At 29.0% G+C, this 21157-nt stretch carries 15 protein-coding genes; 13 read left to right on the top strand and 2 right to left on the bottom strand.

Annotated features, from left to right (window positions below):
* The first annotated feature begins 56 nt into the window (after positions 1-56).
* Entirely contained in the window at positions 57-1031 is a 975-nt protein-coding gene (locus Q0714_RS02585) for a DUF4837 family protein (protein WP_298262746.1), read from the top strand.
* Between the two features lie 59 nt (positions 1032-1090).
* Here the strand turns inward: Q0714_RS02585 and trpS are convergent, their stop codons facing one another.
* Positions 1091-2059: a tryptophan--tRNA ligase gene (gene trpS / locus Q0714_RS02580; protein WP_298262745.1), complete on the bottom strand. Its 969-nt coding sequence runs from the start codon at positions 2057-2059 to the stop codon at positions 1091-1093.
* Between the two features lie 81 nt (positions 2060-2140).
* On the opposite strand from trpS, the gene Q0714_RS02575 reads away from it, so the two are divergent.
* The 8 genes from Q0714_RS02575 (at position 2141) to Q0714_RS02540 (ending at position 14610) form a co-directional block, all read left to right on the top strand.
* Entirely contained in the window at positions 2141-2884 is a 744-nt protein-coding gene (locus Q0714_RS02575; RefSeq protein WP_298262744.1) for a 1-acyl-sn-glycerol-3-phosphate acyltransferase, read from the top strand.
* 41 nt (positions 2885-2925) lie between these two features.
* Complete coding sequence (locus Q0714_RS02570) at positions 2926-3582, top strand: hemolysin III family protein (RefSeq protein ID WP_298262743.1); 657 nt, start codon at positions 2926-2928, stop codon at positions 3580-3582.
* Between the two features lie 16 nt (positions 3583-3598).
* A complete protein-coding gene (locus Q0714_RS02565) occupies positions 3599-4408 on the top strand; it encodes a LytTR family DNA-binding domain-containing protein (RefSeq protein WP_298262742.1) in 810 nt (269 codons plus the stop codon).
* A gap of 3 nt (positions 4409-4411) precedes the next feature.
* Positions 4412-5740: a sensor histidine kinase gene (locus tag Q0714_RS02560; RefSeq protein ID WP_298262741.1), complete on the top strand. Its 1329-nt coding sequence runs from the start codon at positions 4412-4414 to the stop codon at positions 5738-5740.
* 123 nt (positions 5741-5863) lie between these two features.
* A complete protein-coding gene (locus Q0714_RS02555; protein WP_298262740.1) occupies positions 5864-6100 on the top strand; it encodes a hypothetical protein in 237 nt (78 codons plus the stop codon).
* Between the two features lie 355 nt (positions 6101-6455).
* On the top strand, positions 6456-7172 hold the full coding sequence (gene recO / locus Q0714_RS02550) for a DNA repair protein RecO (protein ID WP_298262739.1): 717 nt from the start codon (positions 6456-6458) through the stop codon (positions 7170-7172).
* 2 nt (positions 7173-7174) lie between these two features.
* On the top strand, positions 7175-9628 hold the full coding sequence (locus Q0714_RS02545; RefSeq protein ID WP_298262738.1) for a TonB-dependent siderophore receptor: 2454 nt from the start codon (positions 7175-7177) through the stop codon (positions 9626-9628).
* Between the two features lie 239 nt (positions 9629-9867).
* On the top strand, positions 9868-14610 hold the full coding sequence (locus Q0714_RS02540; protein ID WP_298262737.1) for a LamG-like jellyroll fold domain-containing protein: 4743 nt from the start codon (positions 9868-9870) through the stop codon (positions 14608-14610).
* A gap of 77 nt (positions 14611-14687) precedes the next feature.
* Here Q0714_RS02540 and Q0714_RS02535 read toward each other — a convergent pair whose 3' ends face one another.
* Positions 14688-15866, bottom strand: a complete 1179-nt coding sequence (locus tag Q0714_RS02535) for an acyl-CoA dehydrogenase family protein (RefSeq protein ID WP_298262736.1) — start codon at positions 15864-15866, stop codon at positions 14688-14690.
* A gap of 162 nt (positions 15867-16028) precedes the next feature.
* Here Q0714_RS02535 and rnpA point away from each other — a divergent pair, with 162 nt between their 5' ends.
* From rnpA to purD, 4 genes are all read left to right on the top strand, one after another.
* A complete protein-coding gene (gene rnpA / locus Q0714_RS02530; protein WP_298262735.1) occupies positions 16029-16415 on the top strand; it encodes a ribonuclease P protein component in 387 nt (128 codons plus the stop codon).
* The gene (locus Q0714_RS02525) at positions 16402-18036 is read left to right on the top strand and encodes a S41 family peptidase (RefSeq protein ID WP_298262734.1); all 1635 of its coding nucleotides are present in this window, start codon (positions 16402-16404) and stop codon (positions 18034-18036) included. The genes rnpA and Q0714_RS02525 overlap by 14 nt, the downstream gene beginning before the upstream one ends.
* A gap of 73 nt (positions 18037-18109) precedes the next feature.
* Positions 18110-19798 carry a hypothetical protein gene (locus Q0714_RS02520; RefSeq protein WP_298262733.1) on the top strand — a complete coding sequence of 563 codons (1689 nt, stop codon included), beginning with the start codon at positions 18110-18112 and terminating at the stop codon, positions 19796-19798.
* 55 nt (positions 19799-19853) lie between these two features.
* A complete protein-coding gene (gene purD, locus Q0714_RS02515) occupies positions 19854-21125 on the top strand; it encodes a phosphoribosylamine--glycine ligase (RefSeq protein WP_298262732.1) in 1272 nt (423 codons plus the stop codon).
* Positions 21126-21157: the final 32 nt, after the last annotated feature.

Raw genomic sequence — 21157 nt, 5'->3', positions numbered from 1 at the left:
AAAAGCTTAATTTGTTGAGCATTCAATTTAATCAGTGTAAATTAATATCATAACAAATGAAAAAAATAAGTGTTTTATTAATTGTAGTTTCTTTATTCATCTCATGTGGATCTGGAGATAATAAAAAAATATTAAAAGAAGCAAATGGTCGTATTAATAATCTGCTAATTGTAATGAAAAATAGCGAATGGCAAGGAGAGTTAGGAGATGAGCTAAGAAAAATAATCACAGAACCTGTTTTAGGCTTACCACAACCAGAATCGCAGTTTGAAGTAACTCAAGTTCCAATAGAAAGTTTTGGAAGCATGTTTAGAGCTACAAGAAGTGTGTTAAATATTGGAATAACAGATTCAACTACATTTAAAGTTGCTACCAATGTTTATGCTGCACCTCAAAAAATTGTAACAATAACAGCAAAAAATAAAGAAGAGTTGATTTCTGAAATTCAAAAAAATAGTAAAAAAATAGTCACTATTTTTAAAGATGCCGATTTAAAAGCTACTCAGCGAGAAATTTCAAAAAGTTATTGGGATCCAACAACAATTGAGACGTTTAATAAGCAAGGTTTTACTTTAAAATTTCCACGAAAATATAATAAAGTTGAAGATGATGGTGATTTTATATGGTATCGTTACCATATAGGTGGAGGTAATAGCATGGAAGTTATTGCGTATACAGTTCCTATTACTTCTGAAGATGATGAAAATGGAAACAATATTGTTGCTATTAGAGATGCAATAGGTGAAAAATACATTCCAGGTGAAATAGATGGCTCATATATGATTACTGAGGAAGCTTATGCACCACATATTTTTGAAGTAGAAATTGATGGTAAAAAAGCTTTTGAAACTCGGGGTAAGTGGGAAGTTAAAAATGTATATATGGCAGGTCCATTTTTAAGCTATACTATTGTAGATAAGCCAAATAATAGATTGGTAGTAGTAGAAGGCTTTACCTACGCACCTTCAATTAACAAACGTGATTATATGTTTGAAATAGAAGCTATTTTAAAAACGATAAAAATTAAATAACTAAAAAACCAAATAAAAAAAACCGCTAAATATTTAGCGGTTTTTTTTATTTGATTAAACTAATAACCAATTTTTTTTCTAACTCTTTTTAAAACTTTTGCTGCAACTTTTCGTGCTTTTTCAGCTCCAATTGCTAAAGCTTTATCAATTTCTTCTAAGTTGTTCATGTAATAGGTATAACGTTCTCTTTCAGTAGAATATTTATCAATTAATAATTCATAAAAAGCCTGTTTAGCATGCCCATAACCATAATTTCCATTTTCGTAATTTGCTCTCATTTCAACTACTTGTTTTGGAGAAGCAATTAATTTATATAAAGCAAATAAATTACAAGTATCAGGGTTTTTAGGATCTTCTAACGGAGTTGAATCCGTTTGAATTTTCATAATCTGTTTACGTAATTGCTTATCAGGTAAAAATAAATTTATAATATTTCCACTAGACTTACTCATTTTCCCACCATTTGTACCTGGAACATACATAGTACCCTCTTTAATTTTTGCTTCAGGAGGAACAAGAGTATCTCCCATTTGATGATTAAATCGGTTGGCAACATCTCTAGTTATTTCTAAGTGCTGTAATTGATCTTTTCCTACTGGTACAATTTCAGCATCATATAATAAAATGTCTGCAGCCATAAGCATAGGATAATTAAAAAGCCCAGCATTTACATCATCTAAACGATCTGCCTTATCTTTAAAGCTATGAGCTAAAGTCAATCTTTGAAATGGGAAAAAACAACTTAAATACCAAGAAAGTTCAGTAACTTCAGGGATATCACTTTGTCGATAAAAAACACTTTTATTAACATCTAAACCAAAGGCAAGCCAAGTTGCTGCTACGCTGTAAGTATTTTCACGTAGTTCTTTACCATTTTTTATTTGAGTAAGAGAATGCATATCTGCAATAAATAAAAACGAATCTTCTTGAGAGTTGTTTGCCATTTCTATTGCTGGAATAATTGCACCTAATAGGTTTCCTAAATGTGGTGTTCCTGTGCTTTGAACACCTGTTAAAATTCTCGACATTTGTATTTAAATTTGAAAGGCAAAAATACATATTTAAAAAAGAAAAAAAGAATAGAATTTAAATATGTATTTTTGATACTTATGAAAATTTTTAAATATCCATTATACATTTTTTGGCGCTGTTGGTTTTATGGCTGGGTGTTTTTTAGTGTGCTTGCTATTTTTCCTATTTTATTAATAGTAACTTCGTCAGAAAAACTGTATCCAGTATTTTTTAAAATTGCCAAAGTTTGGGGGAAAACCATACTTTTTGTAATGGGCTTTAAAATAGCGGTAATTGAAGATGAAGTTTTAGATGATAAAAAAAGCTATATGTTTTGCCCAAACCATACCTCAATGATCGATATTATGGTTATGCTTGCGCTGGCAAAAAATCCATTTGTTTTTGTTGGTAAAAAAGAATTGACCAGAATTCCAATATTTGGATTTTTTTATAAACAGACCTGTATTATTGTTGATAGAAACAATTCGAGAAGTAGAAAAGCAGTTTTTGATGAAGCAAGAAAAAGACTATCAAATGGTTTGGATATCTGTATTTTTCCAGAAGGATTGGTTCCTGATGATGAAAGTATTGTATTAGCCGATTTTAAAAATGGGGCTTTTCGTTTGGCAATTGAGCACCAAATACCTATTGTGCCTATTACAATGTATGATTGTAAAAAAAGATTTTCGTATACTTTTTTTAGTGGAAGTCCAGGAAAACTAAGAGTAAAAATTCATCATTTTATTCAAACTAAAGGAATGATTATTAGAGATAGTGACTCTTTAAAAAAACAAACATTTAATTTAATTTTTAATGAATTAATTTCCGACAGAAATAATTAAAACAATAAATAATTAAATGTTTTTAATTTCGTTTAAAAAAAATGAAAAAAGACTTAGTAACATACTATGATCCTAAAGAAGAGAAATGGAATGTAATTTCACATTTAATAGGGTTGGTTTTAAGTATACCCGCCTTAGTTTTGTTAGTTGTGTTTGCAAGTTTAGAAGGAACGGCATGGCATATAGTGAGTTTTAGTATTTATGGAGCAAGTTTAATAGTTTTATATTCGGCTTCAACCTTATATCATTATGTTCAAAACCCTAAATTACGCCAACGTTTAAATATTTTTGACCATGCTGCTATTTATATTTTAATTGCTGGAACCTATACTCCGTTTACATTAGTTGTTTTAAAGGGCTGGGTAGGTTGGACTATTTTTGGCGTTTCTTGGGGCTTGGCACTTATGGGAGTTATTTTAAAACTCTTTTATACCGGAAAATATGACAAAATTTCAACCATAGCTTATGTGTTAATGGGGTGGCTAATTATTTTTGCTATAAAACCTTTAGTAAATAGTTTAGTTTTAGAAGGACTTTTATGGTTATTAGCTGGAGGAATTTCTTATACCATTGGAGCAGTTTTATACAGTATTAAGCGTATAAAATACAACCATGCCATATTTCATATATTTGTTTTAATAGGTAGTTTTTGTCACTTTATAGCAGTATTTTTTTACGTTTTGCCTGTAAAAAAGTAAATAAAAAATTAACTTTTTGAACATATATTCAAATGTTGTATCTTGCAAATTAATTGAAAAAGGAATAATTAACATCGACCCTCAGATTATGTTACAAATTTTATTAGTTGATGATGAAAATGATGCTTTAGAAGCATTAGAATGGAAATTGAAAAATTATATTGAAAATGTGGAAGTTAGCACTTGTAACTCCCCAATAAAAGCCATTGATATTATTAATGAAGAAAAACCAGATGTTGTTTTTTTGGATATTCAAATGCCAGAAATGGATGGTTTTACAATGATAGAAAAGCTTGATAATAGAGATTTTAATCTAATTTTTACAACAGCGCATGATGAATTTGCACTTAAAGCAATTAAAGTATCAGCGATAGACTATCTTCTTAAACCTGTTGATAAAGATGAGCTATTAGAAGCAATGGATAAAATTCAAAAATCTAAAAAAGGCGATTTATTAGAAAACAAACTTCAATTATTATTAAATAATTTGAATGACAATAATGATAAAATAAATATTTCAGCTGATGGAAAGGTATATTTATTAGAAAAGGATGATGTAGTTATGTTAAAATCTGATAAAAGTTATACAACAATTTTTTTAAAATCTGAACAACAAATTTTGGTTTCCAAAACACTTAAAGAAGTTGAAAAGAAATTCTTATTTCCTGAGTTTTTCAGAGTACATAATTCTTATTTAGTAAATTTAAATCATGTAAAAGAATATTTAAAAGGTTTAGGTGGAGAACTTATTATGACTAATGGTTTAACAGCTAGTATAAGCAGAAATAGAAAAGCTGAATTATTTAAAAGATTATATTTAGATTAAAAAATGTTTTTAGATTACGGTTCTGAAATTTTTTCGTGGATAAGAGGAGGGCTTTTCGTGCTGTTCATTTATCATTTTTTAATTTTCTTTCAAAATAAAAGTAAACTATATTTATACTATAGTTTATATCTACTAGCACTTACAATTTATTTTTTACAACATGTATTAAATGGAGAGTTTCAGGCATTTTACAATTACATTAACTTTTCTATCCAATTTTTGGCATATGCAGCTTACATTGCTTTTGCTAGAGACTTATTAGATACAAGAACTCATTTAATAAAGTGGGACAAGTATTTTGAACTTGGAACCAAAATACTGTTAATATTAGCAGGTATTTTTATTGTAATTCAAGCACTTTTTGGTTATGAATTTCAAGTTAAGGCGTTTACAATAGTAGTTCCTTTTTTAACACTTTTTACCTTACTAACATATTATATTATAGTAACTAAAATAAAAGACAAATTTTCTATTTATTTTGTGGTTGGATCATTTATTTATGTTGCATTAGCTAATATAAGTTTTTTAGAAATATTTTTAGGAACTGAATTTTTTGAATCTAGAGGGCTTCAAGCGATGTTTTTCACCTATTTAGGAGCCATTTTACAAAGCATTATATTTTCAGTTATAATAGGTTTTATAATAAAGAGAATTGAACAAAAAAGTAAAAATGCTGAAGTGAGACTTGCCGTTAAACTGAAAGAAATGGAAGAGTTGAAAATGACAGCTCTTCAAAGTCAAATGAACCCACATTTTTTATTCAATTCATTAAACTCCATTAACAATTTTGTGTTAAAGAATGAAGTAGAAAAAGCATCTGATTATATTACAAAATTTTCACGTTTAATTAGAGTTATTTTAAACAGTTCATCAAGTCCTACATCAACATTATCTGAAGAATTAGGAATACTTTCTCTATATGTTAAACTTGAGCAAATGAGAGTTTCTGGGGGGTTCGATTACATTGTTGAAGTAGATGAAAATTTAAATTTAGATGGCATCAAAGTACCACCTCTATTTTTACAGCCTTTTATTGAAAACTCTATTTGGCATGGAATTATGAAAAAAGAAGGTAGCAAAGAGATTAAACTTATTATAAAAAGAGCAAATGATAATGTTCTTTGTATTATTCAAGATAATGGAATTGGTATTAATAAGGCAAAAGAATTAGAGCATATGTCCAAAAAACGCAAATTTTTTGGAACTGAAGCAACAGAAAATAGAATTAGAATTCTATATAAAAATAAAGATGTAAAAATTGAAACCAAAGACATTTCTTCCGAAGAAAAAACGGGGACTCAAGTTTTAGTAAGTTTTCCAATAAATAATTAAGAAAAACAAACCATTTATAAAATTTAAAATACCATTTATTGATTCATAATAGGTTTTAGCAAATTTTAATAAAATATATATTTTTGGATAACTAAATTTGTAATTAATTTATATTAATCTTTAATGTCAATACTTAAATTTTCAATTCCTTCAGACGATAAAATCATTGAAGATTTTAAAACTAAAAATAATAAAAGTACTATAAAATTTATAGGTACGGGTAGTGTTTGTCAGAATATTAAAGAAACTACTTACGAAAGGTTGGTACAACTTAACAATGAACATACAGTTAAAAAGGTGATTTACAAGAAAAAAGGAATATCTTGGGGTTTTGAAACTGTTGAAGTAGTCAATTTTTAATAAAATAGAAAATTCTAAAAATACCGTTTATTGCTAAAAACTAACCATTTATATATTTTTTAAGCACAAAGGCATATTTCATTTCAAAGTAAGTATAATCAGATGTATATTTGTTTTGTATTAATGTCAAGAGGGGTTTTGGCACTATACATTAAAAACATTAAATAAGTCTTTGGGGTTGATTTATTTATTCCTTGAACATTGTAATTAAAATTTATAATGTTCAAGGTTTTTTTTTGAAACTAACTTCACATTCAGGTTCATTATTTTTTAAATATATTTGAATGTCTTAATTTAATACTGAGTAATACACGATAAGTTTACAATTACAAAATTATCATTCCAATTTAACATAATGATTCAAAGTACAAAAGCAATTGTAATTAATACTATAAAGTATGGAGATACCAGTTTAATTACAACTTGTTATACAGAGGATTATGGTTTAAAATCATATATGTTAAAAGGTGTATTAAAGTCTAAAAAGGCCAAAATTAAGCCAGCCTATTTTCAACCTTTAACTCAGTTAAATTTAACAGCAAATCATAATAATAGAGGGGTATTAAATTCTTTAAGAGATGTAGAAGTTTCACATTTTTATGAATCAATACATACTTCTATAAAAAAACAAACAATATCACTTTTTTTAGCTGAAATATTGTTTAGTTCAATAAAAGAGGAAGATAAAAATAGTACGTTGTATACTTATTTAGAGACTTCATTTTTATGGCTTGATACACATGCAAATATTTCAAATTTTCATTTACTTTTTTTGCTAAACTTAACTAAGTTTTTAGGTTTTTATCCAGAGCTTGAAAATGCTAATAGCAGTTATTTTAATTTGTTAGAAGGAAACTTTACTAGCTATTCAAAACAGCATACGGTAACGGGCTCAAAATTACTTCAATTTAAAAAGCTGTTAGGCATAAATTTTGATGTGTTACACCAAGTGGATTTTAGCGCTTCTAACAGACAAGAGGTACTCTCCATTTTAATTCAATATTTTGAATTACATATTAGTGGTTTTAAGAAACCAAAATCTATAAATGTTTTAAAATCGGTATTTAGTTAATTATGAAATATTTAAAAATTATTTTTTTCATTTTTATAGTAACAAAAATAGAAGCACAACAAGTAAAAGTATTAGAAAGAGGTTCCAATTTTCCAATAGAAAATGTAACTATTTATAATGATATTAATGATACGGTAGTATATACTAATAAAAATGGAATTGCAGATTTATCTGTATTTGGAAACTTTGATGTGTTGTTTTTTAATCATTTGTCGTATATAGAATATGAGATATTGAAAAAAGAATTGGGTGTTTTAGAGTTTGTAGTGTATTTAAGTAAAAAATCTGAACAATTAGATGAAATTGTTTTGTCAGCCTCTAGAGGAGAAGAAAAAAGAAGTAGAATAGCCGAACAAATAGAAATTACATCAAAAGAAGACATCAAAAAAATGGCGCCTCAAACTTCTGCAGATTTATTAGCTAATTTACCAGGGATTAAGGTTCAAAAATCACAATTTGGAGGTGGAAGTCCCGTGTTAAGAGGTATGGAAGCTAATAGAGTTTTATTGGTAATTGATGGAGTAAGAATGAACAATGCTATTTACAGAATGGGACATTTACAAAACTCTATTACAGTGTCGCCTAATATTATTGATAGAACAGAAGTTATATTTGGACCATCATCTGTTGTTTATGGGTCAGATGCTTTAGGAGGAGTAATTCATTACTATACTAAAACACCAAAAGTAAGTACTGATAAAGAAATTAATTCTTCTATTTATTCTCGTTTCAGTACCGTTAATAATGAATTTACTACCGAAGGAAATATGGAGTTTAGTAATAAAAAATGGGCTTCTTATACTAGCATAACCTATAGTAAATTTGGCGATTTAAAAATGGGGAAAAACAGAACCCATGGTTTTGATGATTGGGGAAAGGTTTATGAATATTCGAATAACACAAATAAGTACTATAATTTAAACCCTATAGTAAACAGAGATCATAATGTTCAAAAAAATACAGGCTATAATCAAACCGATATTTTACAAAAAATAGCAATTCCACTTTCTAATAAAACAGATTTAACAATTAATCTTCAATATTCAGAATCTTCTAATATTGATAGGTTTGATAGGCTTACGGAATATTCTGATGGTGAACTGAAATTTTCGGAGTGGTACTATGGTCCTCAAAAAAGGTTACTAGCTGCTACGCAATTAAAAATAAGTCCGAATAAAAGTTGGCTTGAAAAAGGAACTTTAACAGCTGCATTCCAAAACATTAAAGAGTCTAGAGTGCAACGAAAATTTTCAAGTTTAGAACGCTCTTATAGAAATGAAGATGTAGATGTTTTTAGTTTGAATGGTGATTTTTTTGTGCCGTTGACCAAAGGAGATGATAGAATTTTATCATATGGATTTGAAGGTTCATATAATGATGTTAATTCAAAATCTTATGGAAAAACACTTGATGTTTATAACAATACAATAGTAGGTTTTACAGATGATTTTGTAGTTCAATCTCGTTATCCAGATGGAGGAAGCTCTTACACAAGTATTGCAGCTTATGCAAATTACCGTCAAAATATTAGTAAAAAAGCAACTTTAAATACGGGGTTAAGATTGGTAAATACCCATTTAAAGGCAAAATGGATAGATGATACGTTTATTACGTTGCCAGATTTTGACATATCTTCAAATAATTCTGCAGTAACTGCAACTTTGGGTTATATTTTTAAACCTAATGCAAATTGGCAATTAAATAGTGTAATTTCATCTGGATTTAGATCACCGAATATTGATGATGTTGGAAAAATTAGAGAAAAATCAGGAAAAGTAACAGTTCCAAATATAAATTTAAAGCCAGAATATGCCTATAATTTTGAAAGTAGTGTATTAAAATATTTTAATAATAAAAGATTTGAAGCTGGTTTAAATATTTATTACACGCTATTAAATAATTACATAACTCGAGATTATTTTGAAGTAAACAATTTAGGAACTATTATGTATGATGGAGAAGAAGGAATAATCATTGCAAACGTAAACAAAGACAATGCATATATTGTTGGAAGTACTTTTAGTTTTAAAGGAGGTTTAAATGAATTTTGGAAAACAAAAGGTTCATTAACGTATACAAAGGGAGAAGCTTATGATACTAAAGAACCTTTATCATCAATTCCACCTTTATTTGGGATGATAGAAATAGGGTATGAAAAAGAACGATTTCAGGCAAGTTTAAACTGGAAATTTAATTCAAAGAAAAAAATTAATGATTATAATTTAATTGAGGGTATAGACAATGTAGAACAAACACCTTATAATGAAGAGGAGGATGTTTATTATGGAAATCCAAGTTGGAATACGTTTAATTTTAAATCAAATTTTAAAGCGAATAATAGTATTACTTTATTTCTAAATATTGATAATATTTTTGATGTTCATTATAAAGAATTTGCTTCTTCTATTAGTGCTCCAGGACGTAATTTATCAATTTCTGCTTTAATTAATATTTAATTAAAATTTTGTTTTTACTTGTTAATTAGTTAGTGAATACGCATAAATTAGTATATTTAATACTAAATAATCTTAAATATCTTTAAATTTAAGGGTTTTTAAATATTTTATTGCTGCAATTTATTTATTACAAAATACTTTTTATTGTAAATACCTTGTAGTTTGTTTATTTCAAATTATCAGCTACGTAAAAGCTATTTCTATCACTTATTTTTGTTAGGCTCAATATTATAGTTTTTATGTGTTTTAATACCCCAGATTTTAAAAAAATATTTTTTTTTAATATTATATTTCTTTTCAGTTTTTATGGTTTTTCACAAGGTATTCTTCAGGTAAAAGGTAATGGACAAATTATCAATAGAGGAAGTATAAATCCAAAACTTACTAATTATACAGATTTTGGAGAAGTTAATGGAAGTAAAATTTATAGCTTTGAACTTAAAAATATTGCTTCTAAAAAAGGGAATAAAAACCTTAAAAAGATAAATGTAACTATAACTGGCTCATCAGATTTTTCTATAATTCAAAATGCCTCTGGAAATATTAAATCAGGAGGTAAGCAAAACATTAAAATAAAATTTACACCGAGTTCTTCTGGTATTAAAAAAGCAACCATTACTATAACTTATAATAATGGGAAGTATTCAAGCTATTCATTTGATATTCAAGGAATGTCTTCAAATAAAGAACCTGAAATTGATGTAACAGATAATTTTGATAACCAAATTGAAGATAACTCTACAAATTCACCGCTGTTAACCAATAATACTGATTTTGGTAGTATAGATGTTGGAACTTCAGTAACGGTCACTTTTAGAATTTATAATATTGGAACAAATAACTCAAAATTAAATGTATCCAATCCAGTATTAATAGCTAATACAAGTGGATATTTTTCTAGCTCTAGTTTAGCTTCTACAAAAAAGATTAATGAAGCAAAATTTACTACATTTACTATAACATTTTCCCCTACTTCCTTGGGAACCTTTTCGGCAGAGGTTTCAATTTCAAATGATGATGCCGATGAAAACCCTTATACTTTTACTGTTAGAGGAACTAGTGTTGCACCTCTAACTATAGGCCCTGGAGGAGTGGTAACAGATTTAAAATTATGGTTAAAAGCTAATGAAAATGTAAGTACTAACTCTAGTAATGGAGTGACACTTTGGGGAGATAATGCAAGAGGATCAGATGCTACAGTTAACACACCAGGCCAAGAACCAACTTTTAGAGATGATGCAACCTATAATGTAAATTTTAACCCTGTAATTGACTTTGATAATAATTCAACTTCTTCATCTAATAGTTTTGATTACACAAAACTTCCTCAGCAATATTTAGAAGGAGCTTTAGGATACTACTCCAATGAAATATTTGTTGTGGTTATACCCGATGCTATGGTTAATTCAACTTTTGGAGTCATGGATATCTTTTGTTCAGATTCTGATACTGGAAATACGGAAAATGATGCTTCAGGGATAGGTTTTGGTGCATACTCGCAAAGATTTAATAATGAAGTAATATCATATGCATATGGAATTTCAAGTGGATTTAACGATGGTTTTGGAGTAGCGCAAACAGGAACGGCCAACTATACTAACGCAGGAATAATTAATACAAGAAACAATACTTCAACAAATAATCAGGAATTGTTTTACAATGCTGAAAATATTGCAAACACGACTTCTGATATTGTAAGTTTTGGAAATATTTCAAATGGAAAATATTGGATTGGAAGAAGTGAGGGAAGTACAGCTAGTTTAAATGGTAGAATAGCTGAAATTATAACATACTCAGTTCGTAAAAATGATACTAATTTGATTCAAGAACGCAACCGAATACAATCCTATTTAGCTATTAAATATGGAATTACTTTAGGTGATAATGGTGTAAGTCAAGATTATGTCGATTCTAATGGTACAGTAATTTGGGATCAATCTGTTAATACTGGATTTAATTATGATATTGCAGGTATTGGTAGAGATGATGTTTCTAGTTTAAATCAAAAACAATCAAAAAGTATAAACAATAATGGCATTGTAGCTATTGGTTTAGGAGAAGTTGCAACAACAAATAATTTAAATTTGGGAAGCTTTAATACCGATAGAGACTATTTGGTTTGGGGAAATAATAATGGAGGATTTACTACAGCATCTCAATCATCTAGAACAATTAATTTAAGTGGAACAGCTACTACTTTTATTCCAATAGCTAGAAAATGGAAAATTACTGAAAGTCAAAATGATGTTCCCGAAGTTAAAGTTTCCATACCTTCATCTATTCTTACAAATAATGTTAGTCTAAATTCTAATGAAAAATACGTGTTAATAGTTTCAGACAATAACACCTTTAATGCAAATGATATTGTTGATGTAATACCATTAGAATTAAAAGGGTTAAATTTTGAAACTTGGTACGATTTTGACTCGACAAAATATTTCACTTTTGGTAAAGCCACAAAAGTTGAACAAAAAAGTCAAATAGATTTTTCAACACATGAATTTTTATTAGGAGACGAATCTCTAGAATTAGGGGGTAATTTTACAGTTTCTGCTTGGATAAAAAGTAATGGGGCGGCAGGAAGTTTTATATCTAAAGGGGCGAATGGCTATAATTTTAAAGTAAATGCAAATAATTTTATTGAAATTGATTGGAATGGAAGTACACAAATTACTTCAATAAATGCAATTGATAACTTATGGCATTATATAGTACTAACTTTTAATGGAGGTATTGCTAATTTATATATTGATGGTATTTTAGATAAAAGCGTTTCAGGCTTACCTAATCCTTTGGTCACAAACAATAAATATTCTATTGGAGCTTTATATACAGACAAAAATAACATTGATTCATTTAAGGGCTCTATAGATGAAGTTAGAATATGGAGCGAATCTCTTACAGTAGAAGAAATTCGTTATATAATGAATCAGGAAATTGAAGAATTCTCTTCTAAAGTAAATGGAAAAGTATTTCCTCAAAGTATCTCTAAAAATGATATTAAATCTAAAAGTTGGGCTAGTTTACAAGCGTATTTTAATATGAATTCATTTTATGGAACAGTGGTAGAGGATGTTTCAAATAATGACAATTTTATAAGAATTAAATACCTTTCAAAAAATAAACATGTAGTTAAAAATCAATCGGCTCCGTTACCATATGTTTCCGTAAATGCGAATGCTTCAACACCTTTAAATTGGGACGATACTAGTAGTTGGGAAAATGGAAGTAATTTAATGATTCCTAATGTAATTGGTTTAGATGGAGAAACAAAAATTGATTGGAATATTGTAGAAACTAGAGATCATATAAATTCAGGAAATAGATCAATTAAATTATTAGGATTGATAAATTCTGAAGATGAATTATCAATAAACACAGCAAATAAGTTAGAAATTTCACATTATTTGTTAATAAATGGAGTCATAGATTTAGATGGAGAATCTCAATTAATACAAACCACCAATAGTGATTTTGATTTAATTAATAGTACAGGATATTTGGAACGCGATCAACAAGGAGTAGGTAATAAGTTTAGGTACAATGATTGGTCTTCTCCCGTAATCTCTAATGTTCCCCCAAAAAAATATGCTGTTGCAAGTGTTTTAAAAGATGGTACAGATGAGATGAACCCTATAGATATAGATTTTGTTGGAGGTTATAATGGAGATAATACAACTACGCCTATTCAAATAGCTAACTATTGGATTTATGCTTATAAAAATAAAACTCATGATAGTTATAGTAGCTGGGAACAAATTGGAAGTAGTGGGCAACTAAAAGCCGGAGAAGGATTTTTAATGAAAGGAACTGCCAACCCTGGAGTATTAACTGAACAAAATTATGTATTTGTTGGAAAACCAAATAATGGAGACATTAGTTTACATGTAAGTGGAACTAACGATTATTTGATTGGTAATCCTTATCCTTCCGCAATTGATGCATATAAGTTTATTGACGATAATACAGCATCACTAGGGAATAATGGAACTTTATATTTTTGGGAGCATTATGGAGGAGATAGTCATAATTTAAAAGATTATCAAGCCGGTTTTGCTACTTTGACTAAACTTGGAGGAGTTAAAGCTACAGCCCATCCTATAAACAATCAAAGTGTACCTAATGGTTCTAAAGAGCCACAACAATTTATTGCTGTAGGTCAAGGTTTCTTTGTACAAGGAGATTCAGATGGCGGAAACATTGTATTTAAAAATAGTCAAAGAGCCTTTGTAACAGAAGAAAATCCTAAAAATTCAATATTTATGAAAGGGGGAATTTCTTCAAAAGTAAATAAAGAAGAGAACTTAGATAAGCGATTAAAAATAAGATTAGGATTTGAAGCTACTAAAATTCAACACAGGCAGTTATTGTTAACTATTGATGAAAATACTACAAATGAAGTTGATTGGGGGTACGACGCACCAATTTATGAAGAGTTTAATGATGATATGTATTGGTTAATAAATAATAAGAAGTTTGTGATTCAAGGAATCAATACCATTAGCGCAGAAACAGAAATACCATTAGGAATTAAATCTAACGGAGGAATGGTAAAAATAGGTGTAGACGCTTTAGAGAATACCCCTGATGATTTTAAGGTGTATATAAAGGATTTAAATTCAGGAGAAACCTTTAATATTACTCAAAATAATTTTGAAATTGAATTGGCGGAAGGAGTTTATAAAGATAGATTTGTAGTGGCGTTTCAACCAAGATTAAAAACCATTCAAGAAATTAGTGTAAATGAAGGAGTTCTTGTTTTTATGAATAATTCTACTAGTGAATTACAAATCAATAAAATTTTAGATACTGAAATTCAAAGAGTTTCATTATATAACTATTTAGGGCAAATAGTGAATACTTGGAATAAGAATTTTAATGGAAGAAATAACTCATTTCCTGTAAATGTAAGCTCAGGAGCCTATATTGTAAAGGTATATACCTCAAATGGAAACATTGTTAAAAAGATTGTTATACAATAATTTTTAGAATATATATAAATAAAAAAGACTTCCTATAGGAAGTCTTTTTTATGGAGAATTGAATTTCTTTATAAATTTTATTTAAATGCAGGTAAGCCTGTAATGTCCAATCCAGTTATAAGTAAGTGGATGTCATGCGTTCCTTCATAAGTAATAACGCTTTCTAAATTCATCATATGACGCATAATAGAGTATTCTCCAGTAATTCCCATAGCACCTAAAACTTGTCTAGCTTCTCTTGCAATAGTTAAAGCCATTTCCACATTATTTCGTTTGGCCATTGAAATTTGAGCAGAAGTTGCTTTGCCATCATTTCTAAGTGTACCAAGTCGCCAAGTTAATAATTGGGCTTTGGTAATTTCAGTAATCATTTCGGCTAATTTCTTTTGTTGTAATTGGGTGGCAGCAATAGGTTTATCGAATTGAATACGTTCTTTAGCATAACGTAAAGCAGTATCATAGCAGTCCATAGCAGCACCAATTGCTCCCCAAGCAATTCCATAGCGAGCAGAATCTAAACATCCTAAAGGAGCTCCTAAACCATCTTTATTAGGTAAAATATTTTCTTTTGGAATTTTTACATTATCAAAAATCAACTCTCCAGTAGCGGAAGCCCTTAAACTCCATTTATTATGTGTTTCAGGAGTTGTAAACCCTTCCATTCCACGTTCAACAATAAGCCCTTTTATACGGCCTTCTTCGTTTTTAGCCCACACTACAGCAATATCTGCAAAAGGAGCATTTGAAATCCACATTTTAGCACCATTTAATAAATAATGGTCTCCCATATCTTTAATATTGGTAACCATGCCACCAGGATTAGATCCATGATCAGGTTCTGTTAAACCAAAGCAACCTAAATATTCTCCACTAGCTAGTTTTGGTAAATATTTTTGTTTTTGTTCTTCATTTCCATATTTCCAAATAGGATACATTACTAAAGAAGATTGTACAGATGCTGTGGAACGTACCCCACTATCACCTCTTTCAATTTCTTGCATAATTAATCCGTAAGAAATTTGATCTAATCCAGCACCACCATACTCCTCAGGTATATAAGGTCCAAAAGCACCTATTTCAGCCAATCCTGAAATTATTGATGTTGGAAACTTAGCTTGTTGAGCAGCATCTTCAATAATTGGAGAAACCTCTCTTTTTACCCATTCTCTTGCAGCATCTCTAACTAAAATATGTTCTTCAGATAATAATTCATCTAATTGATAATAATCTGGTGCTTGAAATAAATCTTGTGACATTGTTTGTTTTTTTGTTCAATCACAAATTTAGCAATTAAAATCTTTTATTGTTTACATTTGTGATACTTAATTATGTGTGTAAAAACAGAAATTTTTTAAGACATATATCTTGAAAATTTAAACTCTAAATTTATTTGGAGGCTCAACATTCAAAAAAATAGTATGAAATATACTTTAGGAAAAGAAGAAAAATTAAAAAGCAGAAAGTTAATTGAACAACTTTTTGAAGAAGGACAACGAGTAAAGTCTTATCCTATACAAATCAAATATCTTTCATTAAATCATTCAGGTGAGTTTCCGATTAAAGTTGGGTTTTCAGTTCCAAAAAGGTTAATAAAATTAGCAGTAAATAGAAATAGAATAAAAAGATTAATGCGTGAAGTTTACAGAAAAAACAAGTATCTTTTTTCTGCTAATTTAAAAGAACCATATATTTTTATGTTTATTTATATGGCTAAAGAAGAATTAAAATACGAAGATTTAGAAGCTGCTTTAAAAAAAGTTTGTGCTAAATTTTTAACTAAAATTAAAGAAGATGAACAAGTTTAAAAAATGGGTGATAGAAATTTTTTTAACCCTAACCATAGCAATTTCTGCTGGTTTTCAGTCTGATTTTTTTGAGGTTGCCAAACAAATAGATATTTATACTACCTTATTTAAGGAATTAAATATGTATTATATTGATGAAGTAAATCCTGCAAAACTTACTAATAATGCGGTAAATCATATGCTCGAAAATTTGGATCCATATACCCGTTATTATGATGAACAAGGTGTTGAAGCTGCAAGAATTGCTGCAACAGGTGAATATGGAGGTATTGGAGCGACTTCTAAATTTAAAAACAAAACTCTTACTATTAGAGAAGTATTAAAAAATTCCCCTGCCGAAAAGGCTGGATTAAAACCAGGAGATCAAATTCTTAAAATTGAAAATTTAGAAATTAAAGATTTTGACGAAAAAGGAGCTTCAGAATTATTAAATGGACTTCCAAACACTAAGGTGAAGCTTCAAATAGAACGTCAAAATAAAATTTCAGAAATTGAAGTGACCAGAAAAAAGATAGAAGTAAATCCAGTTCCCTATTATACCATGTTAACTTCTGAAGTTGGTTATATTTCATTTATAACCTTTAACGAAAAGGCTTCAGAAGAAGTAAAAAATGCATTTGAAGATTTAAAAGATCAAGGAATGAAAAAACTAATAATTGATGTTAGAAATAACCCTGGAGGACTGCTTAATGAAGCTGTTGAAATTGCTAATTTTTTCATTCCAAAAGATAAAATTGTAGTTACCACCAAAGCAAAAATAGAAAAGTGGAGTGAAACTTTTAAAACTAGGCAAGAACCTATAGATTTAGAAATTCCAATTTCAATTTTAGTAAATAATCGGTCAGCGTCAGCGTCAGAAATTTTGGCTGGTTCTTTACAAGATTATGATAGAGCGGTTGTAATAGGTGAACGTTCTTTTGGAAAAGGTTTGGTGCAACGTTATAGAGAATTATCGTATGGTACACAAATGAAAATTACCATTTCAAAATATTATACACCAAGTGGTAGGTGTATACAGGAGTTGGATTATACCAATAGAAAAGAAGATGGTACTATTCCGAAATTTTCAGATGCTGGAAGAGAAGCTTATAAAACTGAAAAAAGAAGAACTGTTTATGGAGGAGGTGGAATTTTACCTGATGTAAAAATAGAAAAACCTACAACTACAGAAATCACAGAAATTCTATTTAATTCCGATGCATTTTTTAATTATGCAACTCAATATTTTTATAAACATCCAACCATTTTAAATGCGGCTGAATTTCAGTTGAAAGAATCAGATTATAAAGCTTTTAAAGATTATTTAAGCACACATCACCAAGATTTTGAAACGGCTACTGAAATTCAATTAAAAAAAGCTTTAGAAAAAGCAAAAGAAGAAAATTTGGATGCTAATTTAACTAAAACTTACCAAGCTTTGTTAACTAAAATACAAGAAGAAAAAATAATTGAATTAGATAAAAACAAAGAAGAAATACGCTATAAATTAACTGAAGAATTGGTAAAACGTTATTATTATATAAAAGGCGTTTATCAACAAAAAGTAGTTTTTGATAAAACAATTTTAAAAGCAGTTTCAATTTTAACTAATGATCAGCAATACAATTCAATACTTAATTAATTGAAAATCATTGTTTTTAATATAAATAATAAATAATCAGAGATGTTGTATCTTTGCAATCCAAAAACAATATATGTTACAAGCAGAAATTAAAGGAAGAACTAGAGCACAAGAATCATCAAATGCCATAGAGCGTTTGTACATTACTATGCGTCATTTATTTACCCGTGGTTTTTATAAACCAATGGGTATTTCGGGTGATGCTTTGCGTGAATCTTTATTATTGTTACGCCCAGAAATTTATGGGTCTATTGCAGAAGAAAAAGTAGAATTAAATGGGTTAATTTATGTAATTGAACGCCTTCCAATTGGAATTGAAGAATGTCAATTTATTAATTTAACTGCCGATGAAGGATATTCAAATTCTCATTTTGAACCTATAATTCCTCCTAAAAGACGAAGAAATTGTTTTAGAATAGATAAAGATCAAATGAATATTGAGGTTACTAGAGGAAGATCAGAAATCTATGATATTTTAACACATTTAACATTTTTATTTGTAGAATCGCATAAAATAGCATCAAAAGTACTTATTAATGATGATGGAAATACCATAAGAGAATGGAACAAACTTCAGGAAGTTGTACTACATAATAAAAAATTAACCAAAGATGAGCAAGATATTATGCTGGCTCATTTAGCAAGTATTTTAGGACGAACTTTTGAAGAAGTTCAAAATGTTCATAAAATTTTAGCTCAAAAAAATAATGCTGACAGGTTTTTTCAAATTATATATTGGTTAGGGTGTTTAGCAATAAATGAACGAATACACAATTTAAAAAGAGCCATTTCTTTTAGTCCAGTTTTACGTGAACGAATAGGGCATCATATTTATGGTGAAATTTGGGCAAACAATATTAAAAAAGTATTAAATGACCACAATCTTTTAAAACGCCCAATTCATATTATAAGTGCTAATATGCATAGTGTAATGAATTCAATTTATGCTCCAATAGTTTTGCCAAAGCAAGTTAAAGACAATAATCTTATTTCATTATTTGAGTTATTAAGTGATGGTGAAAATGAAGATTTAAGAAATCAAGTTATTGAGTATGCTTCAAAAAATGGATTAACTTATGTTAAAGATACTTCAGGTACCAATATCAATGTTCAAATAATTGATACTGAAAAAATTGATATTTCAAAAACACAATATGTGTACAAAAATTGTTTAGAACATGAAGAAAAGCCTGTAATTATTGTAATGGATTACGCGTTTGGAGAGCAAGCATATGAAACCATGGATGAACTGCTTAAACCATACGAGTGTAAAAAAGGAAAAAAGCAGCATTTAAATGTTGAGTCGGTTTCAATTATGGGGAAAGCGGGTATTTTAGAAGGTGGAAAAGGTGATATAATGATTCCTTCATCACATATTTTTGAAGGAACAGCAGATAATTATCCATTTAAAAATCAATTAAAAAAGAAGCAGTTTGAGGGTTGTGGAGTTGATGTGTATACAGGAGCTATGGTTACGGTTTTAGGAACTTCTCTTCAAAACAAAGATATTTTAAAATTCTTTTTCGAATCTACTTGGAAAGTAACAGGCCTTGAAATGGAAGGAGCACATTATCAAAAAGCAATACAGGCCGCTTCAAAAATTAGAGGAAATATCTCCAGTAAAGTTAAAGTACGTTATGCGTACTATGCTTCAGATAATCCTTTAGAAACAGGTAGTACACTAGCTTCAGGAGGTTTAGGCACTACAGGGGTTTTACCAACTTACGTAATTACTCAAAAAATATTAGAACAAATTTTTTAACAAAATAAAAAACAAAATCAACTTTTTAAAAATTTAAGAATAAGGAACTTTATTTATGAATGTATTAATTTTAGGATCAGGAGGAAGAGAACACGCATTGGCTTGGAAAATTGCACAGAGCAATATATTAAGTAATTTATTTATAGCTCCTGGTAATGCTGGAACACAACAGGTAGGTACAAACATAGCTATAAGCCCTACAGATTTTGAAGCTGTTAAAAAGGAAGTTTTAGAAAACGCTATTCAATTGGTTGTGGTTGGTCCTGAAGACCCTTTAGTAAAAGGAATTCATGATTTCTTTTTAAATGATAATCAACTTAAAGATGTAGCAATAATTGGGCCTCAAAAATACGCCGCCCAATTAGAGGGAAGTAAAGAGTTTGCAAAAGAATTCATGTTCCGTCATAACATTCCAACAGCAGCATATAAAAGTTTTACACAACAAAATTTAGAAGAAGGGTATCAGTTTTTAGAAACATTAAATGCTCCGTATGTGTTAAAAGCTGATGGATTAGCAGCTGGAAAAGGAGTGCTAATTTTAAATGATTTAGAAGAAGCCAAAAATGAATTGAAAGAAATGCTAACCCATCAAAAATTTGGTGCAGCAAGCAATAAAGTTGTTATTGAAGAATTTTTGGACGGAATTGAACTAAGCTGTTTCGTATTAACAGATGGAAAAAGTTATGTGAACTTGCCAAACGCCAAGGATTACAAACGTATTGGTGAAGGGGATGTTGGTTTAAATACAGGTGGAATGGGTGCAGTTTCTCCAGTGCCATTTGCCAACGAAGAGTTTATGGGTAAAATTGAAAACAAAGTTATAAAACCAACAATTGAAGGTTTACAAAAGGATAAGATACCTTATAAAGGATTTATTTTCTTTGGAATTATAAAAGTTGGAAATGAGCCAAAAGTAATTGAGTACAATTGTAGAATGGGTGATCCAGAAACCGAGGTGGTAATTCCACGGGTTAAAAGTGATTTTTTAGAGCTGTTAATTGCTGCTGGGAATAATGAGTTACATACCAAAAAAATTGAATTTAAGGAAGAAAGTGCTTGTACGGTAATGTTAGTTTCTGGTGGATATCCTGAGACTTATGAAAAAGAGAAACAAATTTTTGGTTTAGAAACCATAGAAAATTCTATTGCCTTTCATGCAGGAACTACAACTAAAAATGAAGCGGTAATTACCAACGGAGGTAGAGTAATTGCTATTACTTCTTATGGAAATGATTTTAAAGAAGCGTTAAAAAAATCATATCAAAATATTGATAAAATATGTTTTGATAAAATGAATTTTAGAAAAGATATTGGGTTTGACTTGTAAAAAAAAATTCTTGTCGCTCCACTAAATTGGGG

Source organism: uncultured Lutibacter sp., from assembly GCF_947493565.1.
GTDB classification, from domain to species: Bacteria; Bacteroidota; Bacteroidia; order Flavobacteriales; family Flavobacteriaceae; genus Lutibacter; species Lutibacter aestuarii.
The sequence above is the reverse complement of the archived record's forward strand: the minus strand, read 5'-3'. Positions and strand labels throughout refer to the sequence as shown.